The 22,086-nt window shown below is 65.6% G+C and carries 15 protein-coding genes; 6 read left to right on the forward strand and 9 right to left on the reverse strand.

Annotated elements, in window-relative coordinates; all coding sequences use genetic code 11:
- Positions 1 to 5: 5 nt before the first annotated feature.
- Genes pal through truA form a run of 3 tightly spaced genes read left to right on the forward strand, consistent with a single transcriptional unit; the run spans position 6 to position 2,277 of the window.
- Positions 6 to 533, forward strand: a complete 528-nt coding sequence (pal, locus tag ACMVO5_RS03815; RefSeq protein WP_416908749.1) for a peptidoglycan-associated lipoprotein Pal — start codon at positions 6 to 8, stop codon at positions 531 to 533.
- Between the two features lie 56 nt (positions 534 to 589).
- Positions 590 to 1,489 (forward strand): methionyl-tRNA formyltransferase, encoded by a 900-nt coding sequence (gene fmt / locus ACMVO5_RS03820; RefSeq protein WP_416908750.1) that lies wholly within the window; start codon positions 590 to 592, stop codon positions 1,487 to 1,489.
- On the forward strand, positions 1,486 to 2,277 hold the full coding sequence (gene truA / locus ACMVO5_RS03825) for a tRNA pseudouridine(38-40) synthase TruA (protein ID WP_416908751.1): 792 nt from the start codon (positions 1,486 to 1,488) through the stop codon (positions 2,275 to 2,277). The genes fmt and truA overlap by 4 nt, the downstream gene beginning before the upstream one ends.
- Here truA and ACMVO5_RS03830 read toward each other — a convergent pair.
- Positions 2,222 to 3,697, reverse strand: coding sequence for an alkaline phosphatase (locus ACMVO5_RS03830; protein ID WP_416908752.1), 1,476 nt, complete (start codon positions 3,695 to 3,697; stop codon positions 2,222 to 2,224). The two genes, truA and ACMVO5_RS03830, sit on opposite strands and share 56 nt — an antisense overlap.
- 52 nt (positions 3,698 to 3,749) lie before the next feature.
- Positions 3,750 to 4,673, reverse strand: a complete 924-nt coding sequence (locus ACMVO5_RS03835; RefSeq protein WP_416908753.1) for an isopenicillin N synthase family dioxygenase — start codon at positions 4,671 to 4,673, stop codon at positions 3,750 to 3,752.
- A gap of 75 nt (positions 4,674 to 4,748) precedes the next feature.
- Here ACMVO5_RS03835 and ACMVO5_RS03840 point away from each other — a divergent pair, with 75 nt between their 5' ends.
- Together ACMVO5_RS03840 and ACMVO5_RS03845 are read left to right on the forward strand one after the other, a co-directional pair.
- Positions 4,749 to 5,633 carry a DUF481 domain-containing protein gene (locus ACMVO5_RS03840; protein ID WP_416908754.1) on the forward strand — a complete coding sequence of 295 codons (885 nt, stop codon included), beginning with the start codon at positions 4,749 to 4,751 and terminating at the stop codon, positions 5,631 to 5,633.
- Between the two features lie 8 nt (positions 5,634 to 5,641).
- Positions 5,642 to 6,808: a PQQ-dependent sugar dehydrogenase gene (locus tag ACMVO5_RS03845; RefSeq protein ID WP_416908755.1), complete on the forward strand. Its 1,167-nt coding sequence runs from the start codon at positions 5,642 to 5,644 to the stop codon at positions 6,806 to 6,808.
- On the opposite strand, the gene ACMVO5_RS03850 is transcribed toward ACMVO5_RS03845, so the two are convergent.
- The 3 genes from ACMVO5_RS03850 to ACMVO5_RS03860 form a co-directional block, all read right to left on the reverse strand.
- Positions 6,805 to 10,470: an SDR family NAD(P)-dependent oxidoreductase gene (locus tag ACMVO5_RS03850; protein ID WP_416908757.1), complete on the reverse strand. Its 3,666-nt coding sequence runs from the start codon at positions 10,468 to 10,470 to the stop codon at positions 6,805 to 6,807. The genes ACMVO5_RS03845 and ACMVO5_RS03850 overlap by 4 nt on opposite strands.
- A gap of 1 nt (position 10,471) precedes the next feature.
- Positions 10,472 to 15,934, reverse strand: coding sequence for an AMP-binding protein (locus tag ACMVO5_RS03855; RefSeq protein ID WP_416908758.1), 5,463 nt, complete (start codon positions 15,932 to 15,934; stop codon positions 10,472 to 10,474).
- A 183-nt stretch (positions 15,935 to 16,117) separates the two neighbouring features.
- A complete protein-coding gene (locus tag ACMVO5_RS03860) occupies positions 16,118 to 17,599 on the reverse strand; it encodes an undecaprenyl-phosphate glucose phosphotransferase (protein WP_416908759.1) in 1,482 nt (493 codons plus the stop codon).
- Positions 17,600 to 17,685: 86 nt separating this feature from the next.
- Between ACMVO5_RS03860 and ACMVO5_RS03865 the strand changes: the two genes are divergently transcribed.
- Positions 17,686 to 17,946 (forward strand): XrtV sorting system accessory protein, encoded by a 261-nt coding sequence (locus ACMVO5_RS03865; RefSeq protein WP_416908760.1) that lies wholly within the window; start codon positions 17,686 to 17,688, stop codon positions 17,944 to 17,946.
- 8 nt (positions 17,947 to 17,954) lie between these two features.
- Here the strand turns inward: ACMVO5_RS03865 and epsI are convergent, their stop codons facing one another.
- The 4 genes from epsI to ACMVO5_RS03885 all read right to left on the reverse strand — a co-directional run bounded on the left by epsI (position 17,955) and on the right by ACMVO5_RS03885 (position 22,070).
- Positions 17,955 to 18,641, reverse strand: a complete 687-nt coding sequence (gene epsI / locus ACMVO5_RS03870; RefSeq protein WP_416908761.1) for an exosortase-associated protein EpsI, V-type — start codon at positions 18,639 to 18,641, stop codon at positions 17,955 to 17,957.
- On the reverse strand, positions 18,638 to 19,441 hold the full coding sequence (xrtV, locus tag ACMVO5_RS03875; RefSeq protein WP_416908762.1) for an exosortase V: 804 nt from the start codon (positions 19,439 to 19,441) through the stop codon (positions 18,638 to 18,640). Before xrtV ends, epsI begins: the two co-directional genes overlap by 4 nt.
- Positions 19,442 to 19,551: 110 nt before the next feature.
- On the reverse strand, positions 19,552 to 20,673 hold the full coding sequence (locus tag ACMVO5_RS03880; protein ID WP_416908763.1) for a hypothetical protein: 1,122 nt from the start codon (positions 20,671 to 20,673) through the stop codon (positions 19,552 to 19,554).
- 2 nt (positions 20,674 to 20,675) lie between these two features.
- The gene (locus ACMVO5_RS03885) at positions 20,676 to 22,070 is read right to left on the reverse strand and encodes a Wzz/FepE/Etk N-terminal domain-containing protein (protein ID WP_416908764.1); all 1,395 of its coding nucleotides are present in this window, start codon (positions 22,068 to 22,070) and stop codon (positions 20,676 to 20,678) included.
- Positions 22,071 to 22,086: the final 16 nt, after the last annotated feature.

The raw sequence follows: 22,086 nt of genomic DNA on the forward strand, positions 1-22,086 counted from the left end.
TGCACATGACATCGCGGACCAGGAGCCTCACTTCCGTTGCACTTTTGGCCGTTGCGCTCGTCGCTTGTGCCCCCAAGGCCGCTGATTTGCCGCCGCCGCCGCCGGCCCAGCCCACTGCCCCGCCGCCCGCGCCGACCGCGCCGCCGCCCGCTGATGTCAGCACCGGCATTGTGCCTGGCAGCCTTGCCGATTTCATCGCCCAGGCCGGCACCGACCGGGTCCGTTTCGCCTATGACAGCTATGAGATCGACGACACGGCGCGTGGCATCCTGACCCGTCAGGCGCAGTGGCTCAGCCAGTATCCAGATGTGCGCATCACCGTGGAAGGCCATGCCGACGAGCGCGGCACCCGCGAATACAACCTCGCTCTCGGCGACCGCCGCGCCGAGGCGGCCAAGAACTTCCTGGCCGCGCAAGGGGTGTCGACCTCGCGCATGACCACCATCTCCTATGGCAAGGAGCGCCCGGAGGCTGACGGCGCCGATGAAGCGGCCTATGCCATCAACCGGCGCGCGGTGACTGCGCTCAACTAAGAGCCTATGGGCGCGCGGCCTTCCCTCGCGCGCCCAAATCGCCTAGCCCAACGCCCATGCGCATCATCTTCATGGGCACGCCCGCCTTCGCCGTTCCCGCGCTCGACGCGCTTCACGCGAGCGGTCACAGCATAGCCGCGGTCTATACGCGCCCACCCCAGCCTGCCGGGCGTGGCAAGGCCCTGCGCAAAAGCGATGTCCATGCCCGCGCCGAAGTGCTCGGCCTGCCCGTGGAAACGCCGCAGTCCCTGCGCGCGACGGATGCACAAGCGACATTCTCGGCTTATGCGCCCGATGTTGCTGTTGTCGCGGCCTATGGACTGATCCTGCCGCAGGCGGTCCTCGACATACCCGCCCTTGGCTGCCTCAATATCCATGCTTCGCTGCTTCCGCGCTGGCGAGGCGCGGCGCCCATCCAGCGCGCCATTCTTGCTGGAGACGAGACCACAGGCGTCACCATCATGCAGATGGAGGCGGGGCTGGACACCGGCCCGCTGCTCGCCGCCGAGGCGACGCCGGTCGACCGCAAGACCGCGGGCGCGCTGACGGAGGAGCTCGCCCTGCTCGGCGCCCGGCTGATGTGCGACGTGCTGCGGGAGCGCCCCGCTGCCACGCCGCAACCGCAAGACGGCGTGACCCACGCCGCGAAGCTGCAAAAGGCGGAAGCCGAGCTTGACTTCAACCAGCCCGCGGCTGCCCTTGAGCGGGCCATTCGCGCCTTCAATCCCGCGCCCGGGGCATTCACCAGCCTGGCCGGGGAGCGGCTGAAGATCCTCGCCGCCGATATTCTGCCGGGACAGGGGGAGCCGGGCATCACGCTTGATGATGCTTTGACCATCGGCACGGCGGACGGTCTGCTCCGCCCCACGCTGTTGCAACGCGCTGGCAAGCCGGCGATGGACCGGGACGCGCTGCTGCGTGGCTGGCCGATCCCGGCGGGTACAAGGCTCGGATGACACGCTACCGCCTTACGCTCGAGTATGACGGCCGGCCCTTTGTCGGCTGGCAACGGCAGGCAAGCGGCGCTTCGGTCCAGCAGGCGCTGGAAGAGGCGATTGGCGCCGTGACCGGCGAAACCACAGTGGTGCAGGGCGCGGGGCGCACCGATGCCGGGGTCCATGCCACCGCCATGGTCGCCCATGTCGATATCGACAAGCCGCTCGGCGCCTTTCGCCTGATGCAGGCGCTGAACGCCCGGCTGCGCCCCTGGCCCATTGCCGTGCTTGCCTGCGACGTGGCAGCGCCCGATTTTCATGCCCGCTTTGATTGCTCGGCACGCCACTACCGCTACGACATCATCAACCGGCGCGCCGACCTCACCTTCGCGCGCGGCCTCGCCTGGCGCGTCGCCACTCCGCTCGATGCCGACGCCATGCACGCAGCCGCCCAGCGTCTGGTCGGCCGCCACGATTTCAGCACCTTCCGGTCAGCCGCCTGCCAGTCCGCAAGCCCGGTCAAGACGCTCTCCCGGCTCGATGTCAGCCGCCACGGCGATTGCATCCGGATCCACGCCAGCGCCCGCAGCTTCCTGCATCATCAGGTCCGCTCGATGGTCGGCTGCCTCAAGTTCGTCGGGACCGGCGCCTGGAGCGCGGATGACCTTCAGGCCGCGCTAGAAGCGCGAGACCGGACGGCGCTGGCGCTGAATGCGCCGCCCGACGGGCTTTACTTCATCGGGGCGGACTATCTCAGCGCCAGCCCAGCGCCGCCGCCATCAGGTGAAACACCACATTCTGTTCGATGACGCCGCCGACCAGATGCGCCCGGGCCCCGGTGGCATAGAGCGGCACATCCTCGCCCGCATGGGTTTCGCTGCCGGTGCCGAAGGTCTTGGGTGACAGATAATTGGGGTCGTTCGGCTCGACGCGGCGTGACAGTGGCGGCGCAACATAGGACCCGTTGGCATAGCTGAGCGTGGTCATCGGCTGGCCGCGGTCATCCATGGCAAAGGCCTCGCCGCCGTTGCCGCCAGCATAGTTGGGCCCTTTGACAAAGCCGAGAATGTCGTTGCCGCGCGCTGGATAGCCAGCAATCGACAGGGTGTGGCTATGGTCAGCGGTGACCAGGACCAGTGTCTCGTCGAGATTGACCGTCTTGAGCACCGTCTCGACCGCGCGGGCGAACTGCTGGGTTTCGGACAGCGCGCGATAGGGATTGGTGGCGTGATGGGCGTGATCGATGCGACCGCCTTCAATCATCAGATAGAAGCCCTTGGGCGATGTGCGCGCCAGCTTGGCGAGGGCGAAAGCGGTCATTTCCGAAAGGCTGGGCTCGGCCGCCTTGTCACGGTCAACCTCAAAGCTGAGATGGTCCTTGTTGAACAGACCCAGCACCGGACCAGCTGCGCCCTCATCTAGCGACCGCAAGGCGGCTGCGCTGTCAACATATTGGCCACGCGCCACCCGCGCCTTCCAGTCGGCGATCAGGTTCTTGCCGTCATCGCGCTTGCCGCCTGCCTCTACGGGCAGGAACTGGTTGGTGCCACCCGCGAGCACGATATCCAGACCACCGTTCGCCGTCACATCGACGAGCTGGCTGGCGATATCCTTGCAGCCCTTGCCGCGCTCGGCCTTGGGAAACGCCTTGTCTGCGCCCTCCCAGTCCCGGTCGGGACCATGGGCGAAAACTGCCGCCGGCGTCGCATGGGTGACGCGCGTGGTGCTGACGACGCCGACGGCCATGCCTTGGGCCTTGGCCATGTCGGCAAAGGTGCGCGGCCATTTTTCCGGGCTGGCACAGTCTGCCGCGGTCTGGTCGGCGGCGAAGTTGATATAGCCGATACGCGTCTTGACACCTGTGTTGAGCGCACTCGCTGTTCCAGCAGAATCAGAGACTTGTGCGTCTGTGTTGTACGTCTTGACGAGGGCGACATGCTCCATCGTCTCGAAACTCAGGACATTCTCCTCGCCGGTGCGCTTTGGCGAGCCGTCATCGGGATACTGGCCATCGAAGATGCGCGCTGCCGTCACGGTCGAGACCCCCATCCCGTCACCAACCATGAGCACGACATTCTTCGCCTGGCGCGGGCGGTGCACGACGCGCGCCCGGCTGGCCGCGACGGCGCGCCCCATGGCCCAATAGTCATCGCCGCTCACCGGGGTCTGAAGCTGCTGCGCCTGTGCGCTGCCGGCCAGCAACAGAGCGGCGAAAACCAGAGCCTTCATGTCATACTCCTTCTTGTCCACCGACCCCTGACGCAGCTTTGTGACAGGCTGGTTACAGCAAGCCGATTTCCCGCAAACGCTCATCGAGATAGGCCTGCGCGGTGATCGGTGGCCAGTGGCGCGGCCCGCCCGGCACGGTCTCGATCAGATAGTCTGGGCGAAAATGCAGGAAGAATGGCATGGAATAGCGCGCCTTGCCGGCCCGTTCGGGGGCTGGATTGACCACGCGGTGCGTGGTCGAAGGCAACCGGCCACCGCTCAGGCGCTGAAGCATGTCGCCGATATTGCAGACGAGCGACCCTTCGGGCGCAGCGATGTCGCGCCAGACGCCGTCGCGCCCGAGCAGCTGCAGCCCGGCTTCCTCGGCGCCGAGCAGCAGGGTGATGACGTTGATATCCTCATGCGCGCCGGCGCGGATCGAATTCCCCTCCCCGCCCTTCATCGGCGGATAGTGCAAGAGCCGCAGCACCGAATTGCCGTCGGCAATCGCCTCATCAAAGAAATCTGGCGCCAGCCGCAAATGCACAGCTATTGCTTTCAATATCTTCTGTCCAGTGATCTCAAGTGCGCTGTAAAGTGCAATCATGGTCGGCTTGAAATCAGGCCACTCCCTTGGCCAGACATTGGGCGGCATTTGGGGGGCAAGCTCATGCCCGGCCGACAACTCGCGGCCGACATGCCAGAACTCCTTCAGGTCATGCGCGGCGGCATCCTTCGCCGTCTCGATACCGAAGGGCGTCATGCCCCTCTGCCCACCACCCCCAGCCACCACATAGGCCGCCTTGGCCGGCTCAGGCAGGGCGAACAGCGCCTTGCTCGCGCCCAGCGCCCGCCTGATCAGGGCGGGCGGAATGCCATGATCGGATATCACTGCAAAACCAGTGCGCGCGAATGCGTCGCCAATCCCGGCGGCGGCCGCAGCAAGGTCCTCGTCCATCAAGGACAGCCGCACAGGCTCGATTTCGACCGCGCTCATGCTCGTCGTCTAGCCAGCTTGACTTGACGCGTGCAAGCCTATTGAAAACCGTCGGTCTCAAACTTGGAGGTTCTCATGCGTGCTCTGATCACTTTGGCCCTGCTTGCGGCCGGCGCCCCTGCCCTTGCGGACCCCATCCCGCCCGCCGTGGCCGCCATGATCGAGGCCGCCAAGGGCGACCCGGACAAGCTCAAGGTGATCGCCGAGGTCGCCAAATCGACCAACCCTGCATCAGCCGCCGAGATCGATGCCCGCGTGGCGCAGATCAATGCCGAAGCTGATCGCGCGCGCGAGGAAGCCCTTGCGTCGCAGGGCTTTCTCGACGGCTGGAGCGGCTCGGGCGAGGCCGGCGCCTTCGTATCCTCGGGCAATACCAATACCCAGGGCGTTGCCATCGGGGTGAATCTCGCCAAGGAATCCCGGCGTTGGAAGCACACGCTGCGGGGCTTCGTCGACTATCAGCGGCAAGAAGGCGTCACCACCCGCGAGCGCTACTTCGCTGGCTATGAGGGCAATTACAACATCAGTCCCCGCCTCTATGCCCTGCTCGCCCTGTCGTTTGAAAAGGACGAGTTTTCCGGGTTCGAGAGCCGCTTCTCGGAATCGCTCGGCCTTGGCTACAAGTTGCTCGACGGGCCAACCTTCTTTGCCAGCCTCGAAGGCGGCCCATCGCTGCGCCAGACGAAGTTCACCAACGGCATCACCGACAATGCCTTTGCCGGCCGCGTTGCGGGCGATTTCAAATGGCAGATCAACTCGCGCATGGCGCTGACCGAAGCCGCCAGCTACTTCTATGACGGCAGCAACAACAGCTTCCAGTCGCTCACAGCGCTCGATGCCAAGATCAATGGCGCCCTGACCGCGCGTCTGTCATACCAGCTCAACACGGAATCAAATCCCCCGGCTGGTCGTCGCAAGTCGGATCAGGTCAGCCGGGTTACCCTCGTCTATTCCTTCTAGAGGTGCCCATGCTCGCACTCCTCATCGCCGCCCAGCTCGCTGCCTTCAACGCTGCGCCGCCCAACGATCCGGCGCAGAAACCAGCCTTCGCCGGCCAGACGCGCGCGCCCGAACGCCGGGCGGGGGTTTCGTTTGAGGTCACCACCCTGGCCAAGGGGCTCGATCACCCCTGGGGCCTCGCCTTTCTGCCGGATGGGCGGATGCTGGTGACGGAGCGGCCGGGCCGGATGCGGCTTGTGGAGACCAATGGTCGCCTGTCGGCGCCGCTCGCGGGCCTGCTGCCGCTGGTTGCGGTCGGCCAGGGCGGCTTGCTCGATGTCGCGCTCGACCCTGATTTCGCCGAGAACAGCCTGATCTACTGGACCTATTCCGAGCCACAGCCGGGCGGCGCCAACAATACTGCCGCCGCCCGCGGCAAGCTGGTCCTCAACGGTACGCCACGCATCGAAGGCGCGACTCGCATCTTCAGCCAGTCGCCGTCACTCAATTCGATCCGGCATTTTGGCGGCCGGCTCGTCTTTGCACGCGACAAGACGCTGTTCATCACCACCGGAGACCGCTCGATCATCGAAGGGCGGATGCAGGCGCGCAATCCTGATGGCCTGATCGGCAAGGTTGTCCGGATCAACCGCGACGGCAGCATTCCGGCGGACAACCCCCATGTCGGCAAGCCCGGCGTCCGCCCCGAAATCTGGTCATGGGGTCACCGCAATATCCAGGGCGCTGCCCTGCACCCGCAGACCGGCGAGCTTTGGGAAGTCGAGCATGGCACACGGGGCGGCGACGAGCTCAATATCGTGCGCGCCGGCAAGGACTATGGTTGGCCCGACATTGCATATGGCATTGAATATAATGGCAACAAGATCCTGGACGGCGCGCGCGCCAAGCCAGGCCTCGAACAGCCCGCCTATTATTGGGACCCGATCATCGCGCCGTCCGGCCTGACCTTCTACACAGGCGCGATGTTCCCGGCCTGGCAGGGAAGTCTGTTCGTGGGCGGGCTGAAATCGACCGCGCTCATCCGCCTGACTATGGACGGCGAGCGGGTTGCGGGTGAGGAACGGCTGCTCGCCGACCTTGGCGAACGCATCCGTGACGTTCGCCAAGGGCCTGACGGCGCACTTTACGTCCTCACAGACAGCGACGAGGGCCGCATCCTGCGCCTCGCCCGCTAGACCGTGATCGCCTGCCCGCGATAGACCTTCGACCGGTAGCGCGAGTCCTCGGCGTCGGGCAGCGGCGCGCCGGCGAGCAGCACGGCCCGGGCGAAGCGCGCCACCTCCTCGTCATGCTCGGCCGCCGAGCGCGGCTCTTCGGAGCGAACCCGCCGCGTCAGGTTGATCTGGTTGACGGGCACTTCGTGCACCAGACGCTCATTCTCGACGGCGACCGTCGCGGTGAACGCATGCAGCGTCGTCTTGACGAAGTTGGCGAGCGCAAAGGCCGGCCCCTTCTCGCCCATCGGCACATCGGGCGACACCAGCACAAGCTGGCAGCCATCGAAGAGGGAGACCTTGCGCGTGACGCGGAAATGCTGGGTGAGATTGGCCTCGACCAGATCGGCGAAGCCAGCGCCAGAAAGCGGCGCCGGCCCTTCGAACAGCGCCTGCGGCAAGGGCGACATCGGTGTCGAGACCACCGTTGTCGGCCAGCCATGCGCCGCCAGCGCCCGGTCCATGCCGGCCTCGAGCGCATCGCCGACCGCCATCACCTCGACCTGCTTGCTGCCAATCGCCTCGGCGATCGCCTTGCCGCCGGCCTCGGTGGCGCTGAGCAGCACGATTCTGGCCACGCCGCAATCGAGGAACGCCCGGCCGCTGGCCGCCAGATGATCGACCAGATGCTCGCCGATCAGCCAGACCGTCTTGCCCTTCATCTGCGCCAGCCGCTCGCTCTTGGGGCTGCCAAACAGCTCGCGCTCGGTCGTTGACCGCTCGACGTTGAGGCCGCCCGACGGCATGAACGTCTCGCCCGAGACCGCCCGGTCGGCGAGGAAGAAGACGGTGGCCAGCGCCACTTCGCTTTCGGTGGGCATCTTGCCGAGATGCAACTGGCTGAGCACGCCGCCGCGCACCTTGCCGGCCTCGCGGGCGATCTGTGCGGCAGGCAGCCATGGCTTGTCATCCGGCGGCACCCTGAGCAGCCAGTCCCCGCTGGCCGCACGCGCCGACCAGTCATCGGCACCGAGCAGATAGCCGCCGAGCGCGAGCCGCTTCAGCAGTTTCTCGGCCAGTGCCGGCGTCAGCAGATAACGGTCCCAGCAGCAGGTCTCGTCGCCCTCGCGCGCGCAGGCCAGCGCCAGCTCGCGCAATTCCGCCGGCACCGCCTTGTCATGGCTCAGCTGCACTGTGTCATTGCGGGCAAGCCGAGCGAGCAGCGCAGGCAGCGGCTCGCCGCGGCGCACGGCCTTGATCAGCGCACTGTGCACCGCATTCAGCCGCTTGTTCTCAAGGATCAGCCGGCCGCGCCGTTCGAACAGACCCGGCTTGCCGCCAAGGCCCGCCAGCCGGTCCCCATCCACCGGGCCCGGTGCAATGGCGTTGATCTGCACTTCAGGCCCGAGATGCCGCGCCAGGCTTTCCACCATCGCCCGCTGGCCGGCTTTCGACACGGCATAGTCCGAGCGATTGGGATAGCTGACCGCGAGAAACTTCTCGCCGCCGAAATAGCTCGAAACATTGAGGATATAGCCCGAACCCTGGGCCTTCATCAGCGGCACGGCCATCTGCATCAGGGCATAGTTGGAGACCAGATTGGCCGCCTGCGTGCGCCGGAACGCCTCGACGTCCATATCGACCGCCATTTCCTCCGCGCCCGAAACGCCGGCATTGTTGATCAGATAATCAACCCGGCCAAAGGCCTCGATGGTTGCCTCAAAGGCGCGCTTCAGGCTGTCCATGTCGGCGACATCGACATCGGCAAGCGTGCGCACCCGCCGCTCGACGCCGGAGAAGCCGATATCCTCCATTTCGCCGACGATCCGGTCGCGCGCCGCGTCAAGCTCGCTCGCCCGGCGTGCCACCATCATCACCTTGGCGCCCGCCAGCGCCAGCAGCCGCGCCACCTGACCGCCGATGCCGGCCGAGCCGCCGGTGATCAGCGCGACCTTGCCGCGGTGCAGGCCGGTGATGTTTTCGGCCTCGCCCGCCATCGCCCGCCGCGCGCCGGTGGCCTCGGCGATGGAGGCCGGCAGCAGCAGGTTGATCGGCTCGATCCGCCGTTCCTTCAGAACGATGCGCGCGGCCTGTCCCGCGGCAAAGGCCAGCGCCTCGCCTTCGGCATTGGTGGTGCGCACGATCTGGTTGCCCCATTCGCGCTGAACCCGGCGGCCATGGGCGACATCGACCTGGCTTTCATCGCGCCAGACACGGATCAGCTCTTCCTGCGCCGCACGCAGGAGATCGGCATAATGATTGCCCTGCCCGTCATCACCGTTGGAGATGAACACGAAGCGCGGGTCGTGAAGCAACCGCGGCTGGCCCTTCCAATAGCGGCTGAGCGTGCGGGCCACCGCGATATTGCCTTCCAGCTCGTCATCGACGAACCGCTCGACCATCGCATCGCTGGCTTCCGAAAGCGCGCCCGTGAAATAACCCGCCGGGCGGGTCGGCAGGACCAGCGCCCCGGTGATGGGAACATGGGCCTCGGCAAAGGCCGCAAGTGCGGCGTCCATCACCTCATGATCGTGGCGCGGGAACCAGGCGACCATGATCCGGTCATCATCGCCAATCGCTTCGCGCGCTTCGTCCACCGCCGCTTCGCTGTGCATCGCCAGCAGGACATCGGCGCCGTAGCCCGCCTGCACCTGCGCCAGCGCCACCGCGTCCGCGGTCTGCGTGCCGGCCGACACCAGGACGCCGAGGCCGCCGCCATCGATGGTGCGCATCGTGGGCCGCGAGACATAGGCGGCGCTGCTCTCGCGCGGCACCTGCATGCCATGCGTCACCTCGAAATCATGGCCGGCAAAGGCCGCGCTCTCGTCCGAGCCGAGGAACACGCAGGTGTTGGCAATATCGGCGGGCAACGGGAAGGTCTTGACCGGGGCCGCGCCGTCAAGCGGGCGGGCCAGCGCCATCTGCCCGAAGAAATGGGCCGCCGTGCCGCCCTCCGCGTCGCCGCGCAGCTTGTCCATGGCAGCGAACACGGTGCGGATCCGGTCTGACGCGATGGGGCCGGGGAAGAGCAGATTGACGCGGATGCCCTGCGGCCCCAACTCGACAGCGAGGCGCCGCGAGAGCGCATTGAGCGCCGCCTTGGGCACCGTGTAGGCGGCCCTTGCATAATAGTCGGTGCGACTGAAGATGGTCGAAACGTTGATGATCGAGCTGCCCGGCCCCATGGCGCCGGCGGCCGCGCGAACCAGATTCCACGCCACCACCATGATGTTGCGCGCGGCATCGCCCACCGTCTCGGTGTCGCTGCTGCCTGCTGCGCGCAGCGCCTCGAGGTCCGCCTGCGAAAGCGGCAGATTGTCGACCGGCTGCTTTGGCCCGGCCGAGCCGGCATTGTTGACCAGAACATCGATGCGCCCATGCCGGTCAACCACCTCGGCGATGCCCGCCCTAACACTCTCGGCATTGGCGCCGTCAAGCACCACGACCATCGCGCGATCTGCCGGCGCGCCGGTCTCGGCAAGGGCTGCTGCCATAGCCGCCTCGGTCCGCGCGCGGTCGCGGCCGGTCAGGACGACATGCGCGCCTTCTTCAAGGTAGCGGCGCACGATCTGCTGGCCGAGATTGCCGGCCGCCCCGGTCACCACCGCCACCTTGCCGGACAGCCGGCCCGCGCGCGCTGCCAAAGTGCCGCTGTCCGGCTCGATCGTCACAGTCTTTGCCATGTCACTTCTCCCCCAAGGCCGCCCAGGCCTCGAACAGTTCATCCTTGCTGCGCAGACCGGCGACCGGGAGCGCATGGTTGACGATATAGGTCGCGCCCGCATGGCGGTTGTCCCACATGCTCTGGTGCGCTTCGGGAAGCCCTTCCCAGGGCACCACCGTCGGCTCGGTCACATCGAGCTGACCAGCGGCGACCAGATCGTTCATCCGCGTCACTTCATAGGCGTTGCAGAGGTGGGTGCCGCGGATCTCGGCCGTTGGCATGACGATCCGCCGCTGCCGGGTCCAGACCTGGGGCGCGTAGAAATTGTAGCGCTGGCCGGCCATGTCCTCTGCATAGACCACACGCCCGGTGAAGGGCTTGACCAGCGCCGTGGTCACGCCGAGCGTGTCCTGCCCGGCCCGCTCCATGATGATGTCCGGGTTGCCGCGTGGATTGTCGGCCGACCTGAGCAGCTTGCCGACAGCGCCGCCAAAGGGCTTCAGCGTCTTGTCCTGAAACTCGCGCACGGCCTCGCGGAAGGTCTCGATATCCTCACGCGCCACTGGCAGGCGGGGCATGGTGTCGGGCCAGTCGAAGTTCGCGCCCTCGCGCCGCTTGATCGCCTCAAGGCTGACGACGCCCGCCACTGCATCCTCGAAGCCGAGCGAGAGGATGAATTCGCGCTGGCCATCGGTGGTGGTCACCACCACGGTGCGCGCGCCAATGCCGCGCGCCGCTTCGATCATCTCAAGGCCCATCGGATCAGCAAGCGCGCGCGAATTGGGCCCGTAGAAAATCAGCACAGCCTCGCCGCCGCGTGCGCCGGCGCGCGCCAGCATGGCTTCGGGCGAGGCGCTGCCGGCCTTGCCCATGAAGCTCAGGTGATAGCCGGACGAGGCCCCGTAGAAGGCCAGCACGCCGCCTTCGTCCAGCATCTGGAAGGTGCGCGGAAAGGCCGTTTCGCCGGCATGGCTGACCGCATAGTCCGCCAGCTTGCCCCCGTTCAGCCGGCGATATTCCTCGATCATCGGCTGGCCCGCCTGTTCCCAGGCTGCCCAGTCGGCGCGGCTGCCATCGGGGACAGGCGTGAACAGCGCCTTGAAGCGCGGCTCTGTGCGGTCGATGGCGCCAACCGCGCCGCGTTCCTTGACAAAGTCCGCCCGCGCCGGGCTGGAGACCAGGCCGGTGACATTGAGGCCGCTGGCCTTGGCGGTCTTCAGCGCATCAAGCCCGGTGCCGGTCGCCGAACCCTCGATGAAGATGGTCTTGCCGCCGACGATCTCGAGCGTGGTGAACAGGCAGCGCACGATGGTGCCGAGATTGAGGATGTAGCTGCCCGCCTGCTCCAGCGTGAGATCGCCCGGAATCGGGTGAAGCTGCGGCGCCTGCACGGCGAGGAACTGGGCATGGCTGCCGGTCTTGGTCTCATACCCCTGAATGGAAAAATCGGCATACATGGGGTCGCGGCCCGCCACGGGTGACAGCAGGTCCGAGGTGCCCGAATAGACGGCAACCAGATCGCCGACCTTGAGCCGCCCCTGGGCGCGCGTTTCGCTGCCGAGTGCGGCCACCAGCGCCAGTCCGCCCGAGCCGGTGATCTGGACATCCTCTTCATGGCCATCAAACGGGCTGACAGGAATTCCCGTCAACGCCCAGATATCATTGAAGTTCACTTCCGAGGTCAGGAGATAAACCAGCGCCTCATTGGCTTCCGGCGTCGGCACCGGCACAATCAGCTCGCGCTCATGCGTGGCCGGCTCGCCGAAGCGCGGCGCCCCGGTATCGGCGTCGCGCGCGATGCCAAAGGCGTATTGATGCGCAGGGATCGCCGACACGCCGGGGAAGAAAGGCGCGCCGACGGGCAGCAGCTCGCCTGCCGCTTCAAGCCGGCGCCCCTTCTCCTCATGCTCGCTGTCGATATAGACGCCGTTGCGGCGCACGGGCAGCGGCGGCGACTTCTTGTCCATGAACTCGCGGATGCCGGTCTTGCCGCCCTCGGGATCGACCACGGCTTCGGCGAAGAGCTGCCCCTCGCGCGCGAGGCCGGCCGTCAGGCCCTTGGTCCAGCCGGTCCGGATCGCCTCGATGGCGCGGGCACCGGCCTTGCCCCGGCCAGCCCAGTCGAGCTGGCGAATGATCCGCTGCACGAAGTCATCGGCGAGCGCTTCATCGAGGTCGGAGCTGCCAGGCTCCTGCCAGCTGCCCTTCACCGCCTTGCGGCGCTCGGCCCAGCGCCGGCCAAGCTGGCTCTGGTCACCGTGGCGCACATATTCGCGCACTTCGGCATGCGCCATCGCCAGCGCATCCTCGCTGCCGGTCGCCAGCGCATCGATCAGCCCGATGCCGAGTGCGGCGTCGCCGTAGATGCTGCGGCCGCCGAGGATGAGATCGAGCGAGTCGCGCAGACCTTCGGGTCCGCGCCGGTCAGCCAGCAGGCGGGGCAGGCGCTGGGTGCCGCCATAGCCGGGCAGCAGGCGCAGCCGGATTTCGGGCTGGCCAAAGCGCGCATGGCGCTCGGCAACGCGCAAATGACAGGCAAGCGCGAACTCCATGCCGCCGCCCAGCGCCACGCCCTGAATGGCAGCCACGCAGGGCATGTTCATCTGCTCGATCTTGGCGAAGGCCAGCTGCGCATTGTTGGGCAACACGCGCGCTTCCTCCACCGTGTGGATCTCGTCGAGGAACTGGCGAATATCGGCGCCGGCCACGAAAGAGGCCGTGCCGTCACCCGTGAACACCACGGCGGCAACATCATCACGGCGCGCCAGATGCTCGACGACGATCACCAGCTCGTCGATCGCGCGCTCGTTGAGCGCGTTGACCGGCGGATTGGTGACATAGACGGTGGCGACCTTCCGACCCGGCGCGACATTGTTATATTGCACCCGGAAATAGCGGTAGCGATCGAAGATCTGCTGATCGTCCGAAAGCTTCTGCTTGGTCTGCCAGGCATCGATGACCCGCTTCAACTCATCGATGCTCTCCGGATTGCGCAGCGTCGAGACGTCGCCCAGCGGCGCGCCCTCGACCACTGCGCGGACCATGCGCCGCACATATTTGCCCGAACGCGTTTCGGGAAACTGCGTCACCTCGATGAAATCGCCGGGCACTGCCACGGCGCCCTTTTCGGCCCGCACGAGATCGGACAGACGACGGAAATCGTCACGGGTCAGCGTGCGGCCGGGAGCGGCGGTGACGAATGCCAGCGGCGTCAGGCCCTTTTCCCGGTGCGGCGCGCCCACCACCAGCACATTGCCCAGCGGCGAGCCAGGATCGAGCGCCTTGTCCCGCAGGATCGCGCCTTCAATCTCCTCGGTCCCCATGCGGTGCCCGGACACGTTGATGACATCGTCGGAGCGGCCATGAAGCGAAAAGCCCTCATCATCGTGGCGCACGGCGAAATCGCCCTGTGTATAGGCCCAGACGCCCTTCCAGCGACCCCAATAGCCGTCCGACCAGCGCGAGAAATCGCCCTTCCAGCCGCCCACGACCTTGCCGTCCTCGACCCGGAAGTTGCCGGCATCGCCCCAGACGGTGCGCGCCAGATAGGGATAGGGGGCGGCGATGACGATCTCGCCCTTCTCGCCCGCCTCGGCCCGCCGCCAGTTCACCCCGCCATCTGCGCGGGCGAACGGGGCCACAGCACCGCCCTGCCCTTCCACGTCCTCGACCCAGACATCTCCGACGATCCAGGGCAGCGGGAAGGTGCGCGCGTCAGCGGCAAGCGGAAAATCGGTGTTTCCGTAGAAATGTGTCCAGGCGATGCCGCCATGCTCGGTCGCCCAATAGCTGTTGATATAGGTGGGCGTGACATGGTCCATGCCAAAAGCCTGCACCGCCGGCGACGTCGGCTCGGCGCAGAAGGTCGCGACCCTGAGGCCCGACAGGTCATAGACCTCAAAATCCTTGAGGTTCTGCGGGTCGGTCATGATCGACTTGAGGAAGGTGACGCCGGCCTTGAAGATCGTCACCTTGTGCCGCTCGATCATCGCCGCAAAACGCCCGGCGTGCGGGAACACCGGCGAGCCTTCGCCGATCAACGTCGTCACCCGGGTCAGGAGCGGCGCGGACATCATGTAGCTCTGCCCGGTGATCCAGCCCGGATCAGCGACCACATAGATGGTGTCACCCGGCCGCGCATCAAACGCCACCTTCATCGTCTCGGCGATGCCGGCGGCATAGCCACCATGCACATGGACAACGCCCTTGGGCTTGCCCGTCGAACCAGAGGTATAGATGAAGAACATCGGATAATCGGCATCGACGGCAAGCGGCGGCGCGCTCTTCCAGATGGCGCGGACAAAATCCACATCGTCCATCGCCTCAAGTGCTGCGAGATCGGCAAGGCCGGCGGCCGCGAGAATCGCCGCCAGCGCCTTGTCGGTAAGTTCGTGGCTCCAGACATCGCGGTCGCGCCAGACGATATCGGGCTGGCCCGTATGCCGCGCCACGACCACCGCCTCGACCCGCTCGGGTGTCGCCACCAGCGCCTCGGCCACCGCGATGCGCACCCGCGCTGCAGCGGCCGCATCAACCCGGCCTTCATTGCCAAGCTCGGCCAGCGCGCGGCCAACACCGCGCATCACGTCGCCGCGCTCAACCGTCACTTCGCCCTTGAGCGTGGTGCGCACGGCCGCCTCGATCACCGAGGCGTCGTCAGCGCTCAGCTCAAGATCATCGCCCTTGAGCCGCGCCGACAGCAGGTCCATGGCCACGCCGACCGGCACGTAATTGTCGAGCGCGGGGTCGGTATAGGCCGTCTTGAAGGCAAAAATCTGCGCATTGCGGTAGCCACCATCGGCGGTGATGACCACGCGTGCGCCCGCATCGTCGATGCGGTCCGAAAGCGTCTTGTCCGAAAAGCCGCCGAACACCGAGGTGTAGAGGATGCCTGCCCGCTTGGCGCCTTCGCTCCAGAACAGCTGGGCGGGAATGTTGGGCATGTTCAGCGCCAGCCGGTCGCCGGCTTTCAGCCCCAGCGCCTTCAGCGCCAGCTGGCATTTCGTCGCCTCCAGCAGCAACCGCCGCCGCGAGATACGATAGCAATCGACCGGCGCACCGCGGCCGCCGTCCTCCGCCATGTCCCAGCGGTCACCCTCGAAAATGACTGCCGTTTCTGTGCCGAAGCCGTTCAGCACATGGCGATCAAGTTCATTGAACGCCGCGTTGGTGCGCCCGCCTGAAAACCAGCGGAAATTGGGCGCGTCGCTGTCATCAAAGGCCTTGTCCCAGGGCGCGAAATCGGCGCCCAGCGGCGCCGAGACCGGCGCCATCGTGTCCGCGTCCCAACCGGTCCAGCGCTCGCCCTCGCGCGTCAGCCACGCTTTGCATCCGTCGGCGAGCGTGACCAGCCAATGCAGATTGCGCGAGGCAATCTCACCGTGAAATGCACCCGGATCAGCGAGCACGGCGGCGCGCATCGCCGCCCAGTCAGCCTTGGTACGCACCGGGTTGCTTTTCGCCATCAGCGTCTGTTCGCTCATATCCCTCGCCTCAGTCACACGCACCACTCACCAAAACCATGAACCAAGACCGCACGACGGCGCGATTCGATCCTTGTCCGGGGGGCATTAGACAAGATACTGTCCATTGAAAAGCCCGAACGCTAATTTAATTACCGTAACCACGCCGATCCAAGCCCGCTTGTTGCCAATCGGCCACGCCCGTCAGAACACGTCGCGGTTCAGCACCACCGCACCCAGCGTGCGGACCAGAATGTAGATATCGAACCCAAGCGACCAGTTCTCGATATAGTGGAGGTCGTGTTCCAGCCGCTTGACCAGCTTGGCTTCGGTATCGGTCTCTCCGCGCCAGCCGCACACCTGCGCCCAGCCAGTGATCCCCGGCTTGACCTTGTGACGCGCCGCATAGGAGGCGACAACCTCCGAAAACAGCCGGTCCCCGGCTCGTGTCGACGGCGCATGCGGGCGCGGCCCAACAAGGCTCATGTCGCCCTTGAGCACGTTCAGCAGCTGTGGAAGCTCGTCGATGCTGGTCCGCCGGATAAAGCGCCCGACGCGTGTGACGCGCGGATCATGCCGGCTGGCCTGCTCTATATTCTCGCGCTGGCCATGATCGACATACATGGACCGGAACTTCAGCACCTCGAAAGGCTTGTTGTTGAACCCCTCGCGTGGCTGGCGAAACAGCACGGGCCCTGGCGAATCGAGTTTCACGGCCAGAGCGGTCAGCGCCATCACCGGCGCCGCCACCAGCATGATCAGCATCGTCAGCATCAGATCTTCCGCCCGCTTGAGCACCGCATCCATGCCCGAGATCGGACGCTCGAACACCGTCATCACCGGCAAATCGCCAAGCAGCACCATCGGCCGCTTGGCAAAGGCGAAACTAGCCATGTCCGGCGCCAGTCTGATCCGGACCGGCGTCAGGGCCAGCCGACTGACGACCTGCTGCAGCCGTGCGTCGGCCGACCATGGCAGCGCCACCACCACCTGATCGATTTTGCCTTCCCTGATCATGGTGATGAGCTGGGTCAGATTGCCAAGCAGCGGCAGCCCGGCCGGCGCGCTCATCACCCGGTCGCGCGCCCGGTCATCGAAGAAACCAACCAGCGAAATCGTCAGCCGCGGGTTGCCGAGGACATATTGGGCGAACCGTTCCCCCTGGACGGAAGCACCAAAGATCGCCACGCGCTGGTTGAACGTGCCCCGGTTCTTGAGGCGGCGCACCCAGACTGTCGACACCGCGCGGCCCAGCAGCAAGGTACCTCCGCCGCCACCAAACCAGACAAGCGCCCAGCCACGCGACACTTCGCCCGACACCTTGAGCAAGAAGCCCAGCGTGATCAGGAACAGCGCCGTCAGCGCCCAACTGGCCGCGAGGCGTCGCCACAATGTGCGCAGCGAGAATTGCGCGTCGAGATCATAGCAGCCCATGGTCTCGGCAAGCGTAGCGAAGCACAGCGCCCCGAGCAGAACGGCACGCCCATAGAGCGCCAACTGTTCGCCCTCCAGAACACCGGCAAACGATGCCGCGAGAAAGCCGGACGCCAGCGCGGCAGCGAATTCAAGCACCCGGACCAGCAACACCGCAAGCTCCAGCGGCACCCCTGGCCGACCCGACGGAACGCTGCCGGCCCTGCTGACCTGAACCACCGGCTTGTCGGGCCGGATCGACCCCATTTCCATCACAAGCGGCCTCGCAATGGCGCAAAAGCGATGGCCACAACTGCCGGCTTCGGTGTAAACAATGCCTTCACCAAAAGGTCGTCTCGATGGAAACACCCTATGATTGGCTGACAATCCTTGTTTTTGCCGGTCTCATCGTCCTCTTCCTGCAGCGCTCCCAGGGGGAACCGCGTGACTTTCTGTGGCAATATCTGCTCGCCTCGGTCGGCTGCGCGGTGACCAATTATCTTGGCAATGAGGCGATCAAGCTTGAAGACAGCCTCTATCATCTGGCCGCGGTCGCCACTGGCGGGGCCACGCTGGCCTTCATCTGGTTTGCGCTCAAACCCTTTGACCAGCAGGATTGACGCGCCGCTCACGCCAGCTCCCCCGCCAACTGCCGCCCGATCAGCACATCCCGGTCCTCGCGCGCAATCGCGCCTACCATCGCCTCGGCGAAGCGCGCCAGTTCGTCGAACACCGCATCCGACGCCGGCACCGCGCTCGACATCCTGACCAGCACGCCGTCGGCCAGGTAGCCGGCCATCTGCTGACGCAGTTTGACCATACGCTGCGAGCCGCCATCGGTAGGCAGGTCATCGCCGATCCGCGTCCAGTAGAGAATGCTCTCGACCCTTGTGGTTGAAACCGCTTCCAGCGCTCGCATCGGCAGGTCTGCGCGCCCCAGCGGCAGCGCCTTTGGCACGGACGACCGGATATTGAAGCCCACGGCCTGATAGCAGACCTCGGGCCGGTGAAGCTGCAACTGGTCATTCTGCACGGCGCCATAGGCAATCACCAGCATCACGGGCAGCCCGCGCTCGGACACGTAGAGCCGTGTCAGTGTCTGATTATAGAGGCGGTCGGCAAGGCTGCCCGGCGTCTTGGGCAGGATGAACGCGTCCGATGGCCGATCCTGCCAGTCGGCAATCTGACTGGGCACAATCGCTTCGAGCGTCTGGTCCTCGGCCAACAACACCAGCCGCTCACGTGGCGCCAGTGCGAAGGCCGTGCCGGCGGCCGCCAGCATGCCGCCACCCATCAGCAGGTCGCGCCGGTTCATGCTGGCACGCCTTCGCGCGCTGCGAGTGCGTTGCGCAGCGGAGTCAATATCTTATCGACGAGAAAGATCAGCAGGAGCGCCGAGACAAAGGTCACCATGCCCGCGAAATTGTGCAAATATCCCTGCGCCGCCGCATTGCCGAGATACCAGGTGATCAGCACCAGAGCCGCGACCCGGACCATATTGGCCGCCACTGCGACAGGAACGACCAGCGCCAGCAACAGCAGCGAATAGCGCCAGTTTGAGCCGCGCAGCATGTAGACATAGAACAGCCCGATCGCGGACAGGCTGACCAGCGAATTGAGCCCGGCACAGGCATCTTCCACCAGAAGCTGATAGGTGCCGACAAAGATCGTCACCCCCTGCCGACCCATCGGATAGCCGAGGTTGGCCAGCGCGCCTGTCACCACTTCGGACACGAACAGCTTGAGCGGCTGGGTCACGACATCAAGGACAAAGCCCGGAATCGGGATCAGAAACCCCATGTAAAAGATCGGGAACCAGAGGCGCTTGAGCATGTCGAGGCCAATATAGGCATGCGCAACCGCCAGCAGCGCCAGCAGCATCGCAGCAACTTCGATGACCATGAAGTCGAAGGCCCGGCCAAACCCATAGAGAGCGATTGCAACGACCATGGCAACCGCCGTCAACCATGGCGCGCCGGGCTGCATCCGCGCCCTGATCTCGTCAAGACGCCCGTAGATCAGCCAAAGTCCCGTGGCGAGCACGATCGGCCCATGAACCCCGCTTTCAAGCGACCAGGGGCCGCGCGCCATCCCATAAAGGGTGGGAAAAATCATCGCCGCGGCACCAAGAAACACGAACCAATGCCCAGAGAGCAGCGCCCGCCAGTCCAGCCGACCAGGCGACGGGGAAGCGACCATGGGCTGAGGCGCCTCACTGGCCATGCTCAGAACTCGTTCAGTACCGATCCGATCACCTTGCAGCGTGATGCCTGCAACTGTTCGACCAGAACCGAGATATCCTTGAAGAAGCCATGGTCGCGGCGCGCCACGACCATCACATAACCGGCCGCAGCGCCGATGGTCAGGGCGTCGGCGCTGCTGTTCGCCGGCGGCGTGTCGAACAATACCAGATCATATTCGCGCAGCAGCATGTTGACGCCTTCGCGAAAACGACGTGACGAGAGCAGTTCCTGCGGCCGCGACACCGCCGGGCCTGCGGTAATGACCGCAAGGCTGGGAAGGACATTGGCCTGGACCACGCGCTCCGGCCGCGTCACCTTCATTGAGAGGTAGGTCGAAAGGCCCGGCGAATCCCGGTCCAGCCCGAAAATCTCATGCTGGCGCGGATCGCGCAGATTGGCATCGACCAGAAGGGTCTTGATGCCGACCTGGGACAGCGCCACGGCCAGATTGGCCACAAGGTTGCTGCATCCAGCCGCCGGCACGGCAGAAACCGTCGCCAGCCCGCGCCGCCCGGCCTTCACATGCTGGGCGATCACCTGCGTGCGCAGCAGCCGCACCAATTCCGCACGAAGCCCAAGCGGCTCGGAAACGACGACAAGCTCATCAGAAACCGGCCGGCGCGCGCCGCCGCGCTGGGCCATCGAGGTGATCAGAAGCTCGCGTGCGCGGTCCAGATCATCGGGCGTGATATAGCCAAGCTCAAGCGCTGCCCTGTCAAACTCCAGCTCGCGCTGCGCGGCATGGGTCCGAACCCGCTCCGCCTGCTCGATGGTCAGATATCCCAGCTGCAACAACACCTCGCGCAGCGGCTCATCGGCATCCAGCGACCCATCGTCGATCTCGACCGCAGCCACACCTGACAGTTCGCGGCCAGCCAAATCTTCGACCCGAGCCGCATCATCCAACGTGTCTGACGCCCCGCCAGCCGATGGCTCATCGTCAACATTCGCACCCTCGACCGAAGAGCGCGGCGCACCGCCAATCGTCTCGGCGATCGCTTCACGCTGCGCATCCGAAAGCCACAAAGGCCCGTCCTCGACGGTTTTCTTCACATCCCCGGGCGAGGTCTCGGCCTCATCGGAAGGCATCTTGCCGTCGTCCATAGTCACTCCGCAGGCCTCAGATTGCCCATTGCCAGCCCGCGCTTTGCAAGCCAGCGCCGGCCACGGTCACGCCATGGGGATGCCTTGACGTCCGAAATCACCGCCAGAACCGGCGCGCCGCTGACAAAGCGAAGGTCCTCCGGCGAGCGAACGCGGCGCGCCAGAAGCTCTACGGCAAGGGCCAGAGCCAGCCCGAGACCCAGCCCGAACACGGCTGAAAGGCCGATGATCTGCGGCCATTTTGGAAAGGACGGCGTATTGGCCCCGATGGCATCGCCAAGCACGACAAGCTGTCCTTCCGAGACGTTCGCTTCCAGGCGCAACTCTGCCTCTCGCGCGGCCGCCCCCTGATACTGATTGCGACGCAGTTCGACCTCACGGTCGAGCTGGGCAAGCTCGCCCAAAACGCCGCGCATGCTCTGGACCTTGGCCTTCTGCGCCTCATATTCGGCCTCGATCTGCGCGACAGACTGCCTCGATGCGCCGGTCTGGGCCGCACCCGCGGCGCGTGCCACAGCGATCTCGCGGTTGAGTTGCTCCTCAAGCAGCACCTTGCGCGACGCCATGGATTTGTATTGGGGATGCGCCGTGCCAAGCGTACTCTCGGCCTGCTCCATCTGGTCGCTCAGCGTCGTCAGCTGCATCTTGAGCTGATTGACCACCGGCGACGTCGAGACCGACTGGGCCGCGACAAAGGCCTGCGAGCTCCGCTGGGTCTGGGCCTCCATGAGTACCGATTGCAAATAGGCGAGCTTCGCCGACTCCGCCTCGCCGTCAGCTGTCATGACGAGATCATTTTCGCGCTCGAAGCGTGCCTTGGCCGCTTCCGCCGCCTTGAGCGCCGACAAGGCCCGCTCGGCCTGATTGCGATACCATTCGGCATTTCGTCCGGCACTGTCGGTGGTAAACCTCAAGCTCCCTTCAATGTACGCGGTCCGCAGCAGCGACGCGATCGTGCGCGCGGCCTCAGGCGTTGGCGCATCATAGGAAATCTCGAGGATATTGGAGCCAGCCACCAGGCTGGCTGACGTATCGTCAATGATCCGCTGCGCGCCCCAGCGGCGGATGTCACCCACGCCGCCGGTCTCTTCCTGCCAGGCAGCGATGACCGCAGGGTTGGACGGCCAGCCAAGCCGGTCGACAACGTCGGCGGCAACACGGAAGTCTTGAATGAGCTCGATCTGGGTGCGGATGAACATGCGCGGGTCACGGCCACCCACCATCTGACCCGTCACCGGGTCGGGCCTGATGATGTCCATCAGCACTCGCGCGCTGGCCGTGTAACGCTCCGGCAAGGAAAATCCGACAGCAATCGCAACCACCATGGTCGTGACGAAGGAGGTCACGATGATCCAACGCCGGGCCAGAAGGATATTGAGAAATTGGATCAGACTCATGACATCAACCTGTTAA

The sequence above is a fragment of the Polymorphobacter sp. genome (assembly GCF_048007885.1).
Taxonomy (GTDB): Bacteria; Pseudomonadota; Alphaproteobacteria; order Sphingomonadales; family Sphingomonadaceae; genus Sandarakinorhabdus.

Coding starts and splice junctions, on each gene's coding strand:
- ACMVO5_RS03850 (WP_416908757.1), bottom strand. CDS start 10,470: ATGGCAAAGACTGTGACGATCGAGCCGGACAGCGGCACTTTGGCAGCG.
- ACMVO5_RS03885 (WP_416908764.1), bottom strand. CDS start 22,070: ATGAGTCTGATCCAATTTCTCAATATCCTTCTGGCCCGGCGTTGGATC.
- xrtV (WP_416908762.1), bottom strand. CDS start 19,441: ATGATTTTTCCCACCCTTTATGGGATGGCGCGCGGCCCCTGGTCGCTT.
- fmt (WP_416908750.1), top strand. CDS start 590: ATGCGCATCATCTTCATGGGCACGCCCGCCTTCGCCGTTCCCGCGCTC.
- ACMVO5_RS03845 (WP_416908755.1), top strand. CDS start 5,642: ATGCTCGCACTCCTCATCGCCGCCCAGCTCGCTGCCTTCAACGCTGCG.
- ACMVO5_RS03865 (WP_416908760.1), top strand. CDS start 17,686: ATGGAAACACCCTATGATTGGCTGACAATCCTTGTTTTTGCCGGTCTC.
- ACMVO5_RS03860 (WP_416908759.1), bottom strand. CDS start 17,599: ATGGAAATGGGGTCGATCCGGCCCGACAAGCCGGTGGTTCAGGTCAGC.
- ACMVO5_RS03840 (WP_416908754.1), top strand. CDS start 4,749: ATGCGTGCTCTGATCACTTTGGCCCTGCTTGCGGCCGGCGCCCCTGCC.
- ACMVO5_RS03855 (WP_416908758.1), bottom strand. CDS start 15,934: ATGAGCGAACAGACGCTGATGGCGAAAAGCAACCCGGTGCGTACCAAG.
- ACMVO5_RS03830 (WP_416908752.1), bottom strand. CDS start 3,697: ATGAAGGCTCTGGTTTTCGCCGCTCTGTTGCTGGCCGGCAGCGCACAG.
- pal (WP_416908749.1), top strand. CDS start 6: ATGACATCGCGGACCAGGAGCCTCACTTCCGTTGCACTTTTGGCCGTT.
- ACMVO5_RS03880 (WP_416908763.1), bottom strand. CDS start 20,673: ATGGACGACGGCAAGATGCCTTCCGATGAGGCCGAGACCTCGCCCGGG.
- epsI (WP_416908761.1), bottom strand. CDS start 18,641: ATGAACCGGCGCGACCTGCTGATGGGTGGCGGCATGCTGGCGGCCGCC.
- ACMVO5_RS03835 (WP_416908753.1), bottom strand. CDS start 4,673: ATGAGCGCGGTCGAAATCGAGCCTGTGCGGCTGTCCTTGATGGACGAG.
- truA (WP_416908751.1), top strand. CDS start 1,486: ATGACACGCTACCGCCTTACGCTCGAGTATGACGGCCGGCCCTTTGTC.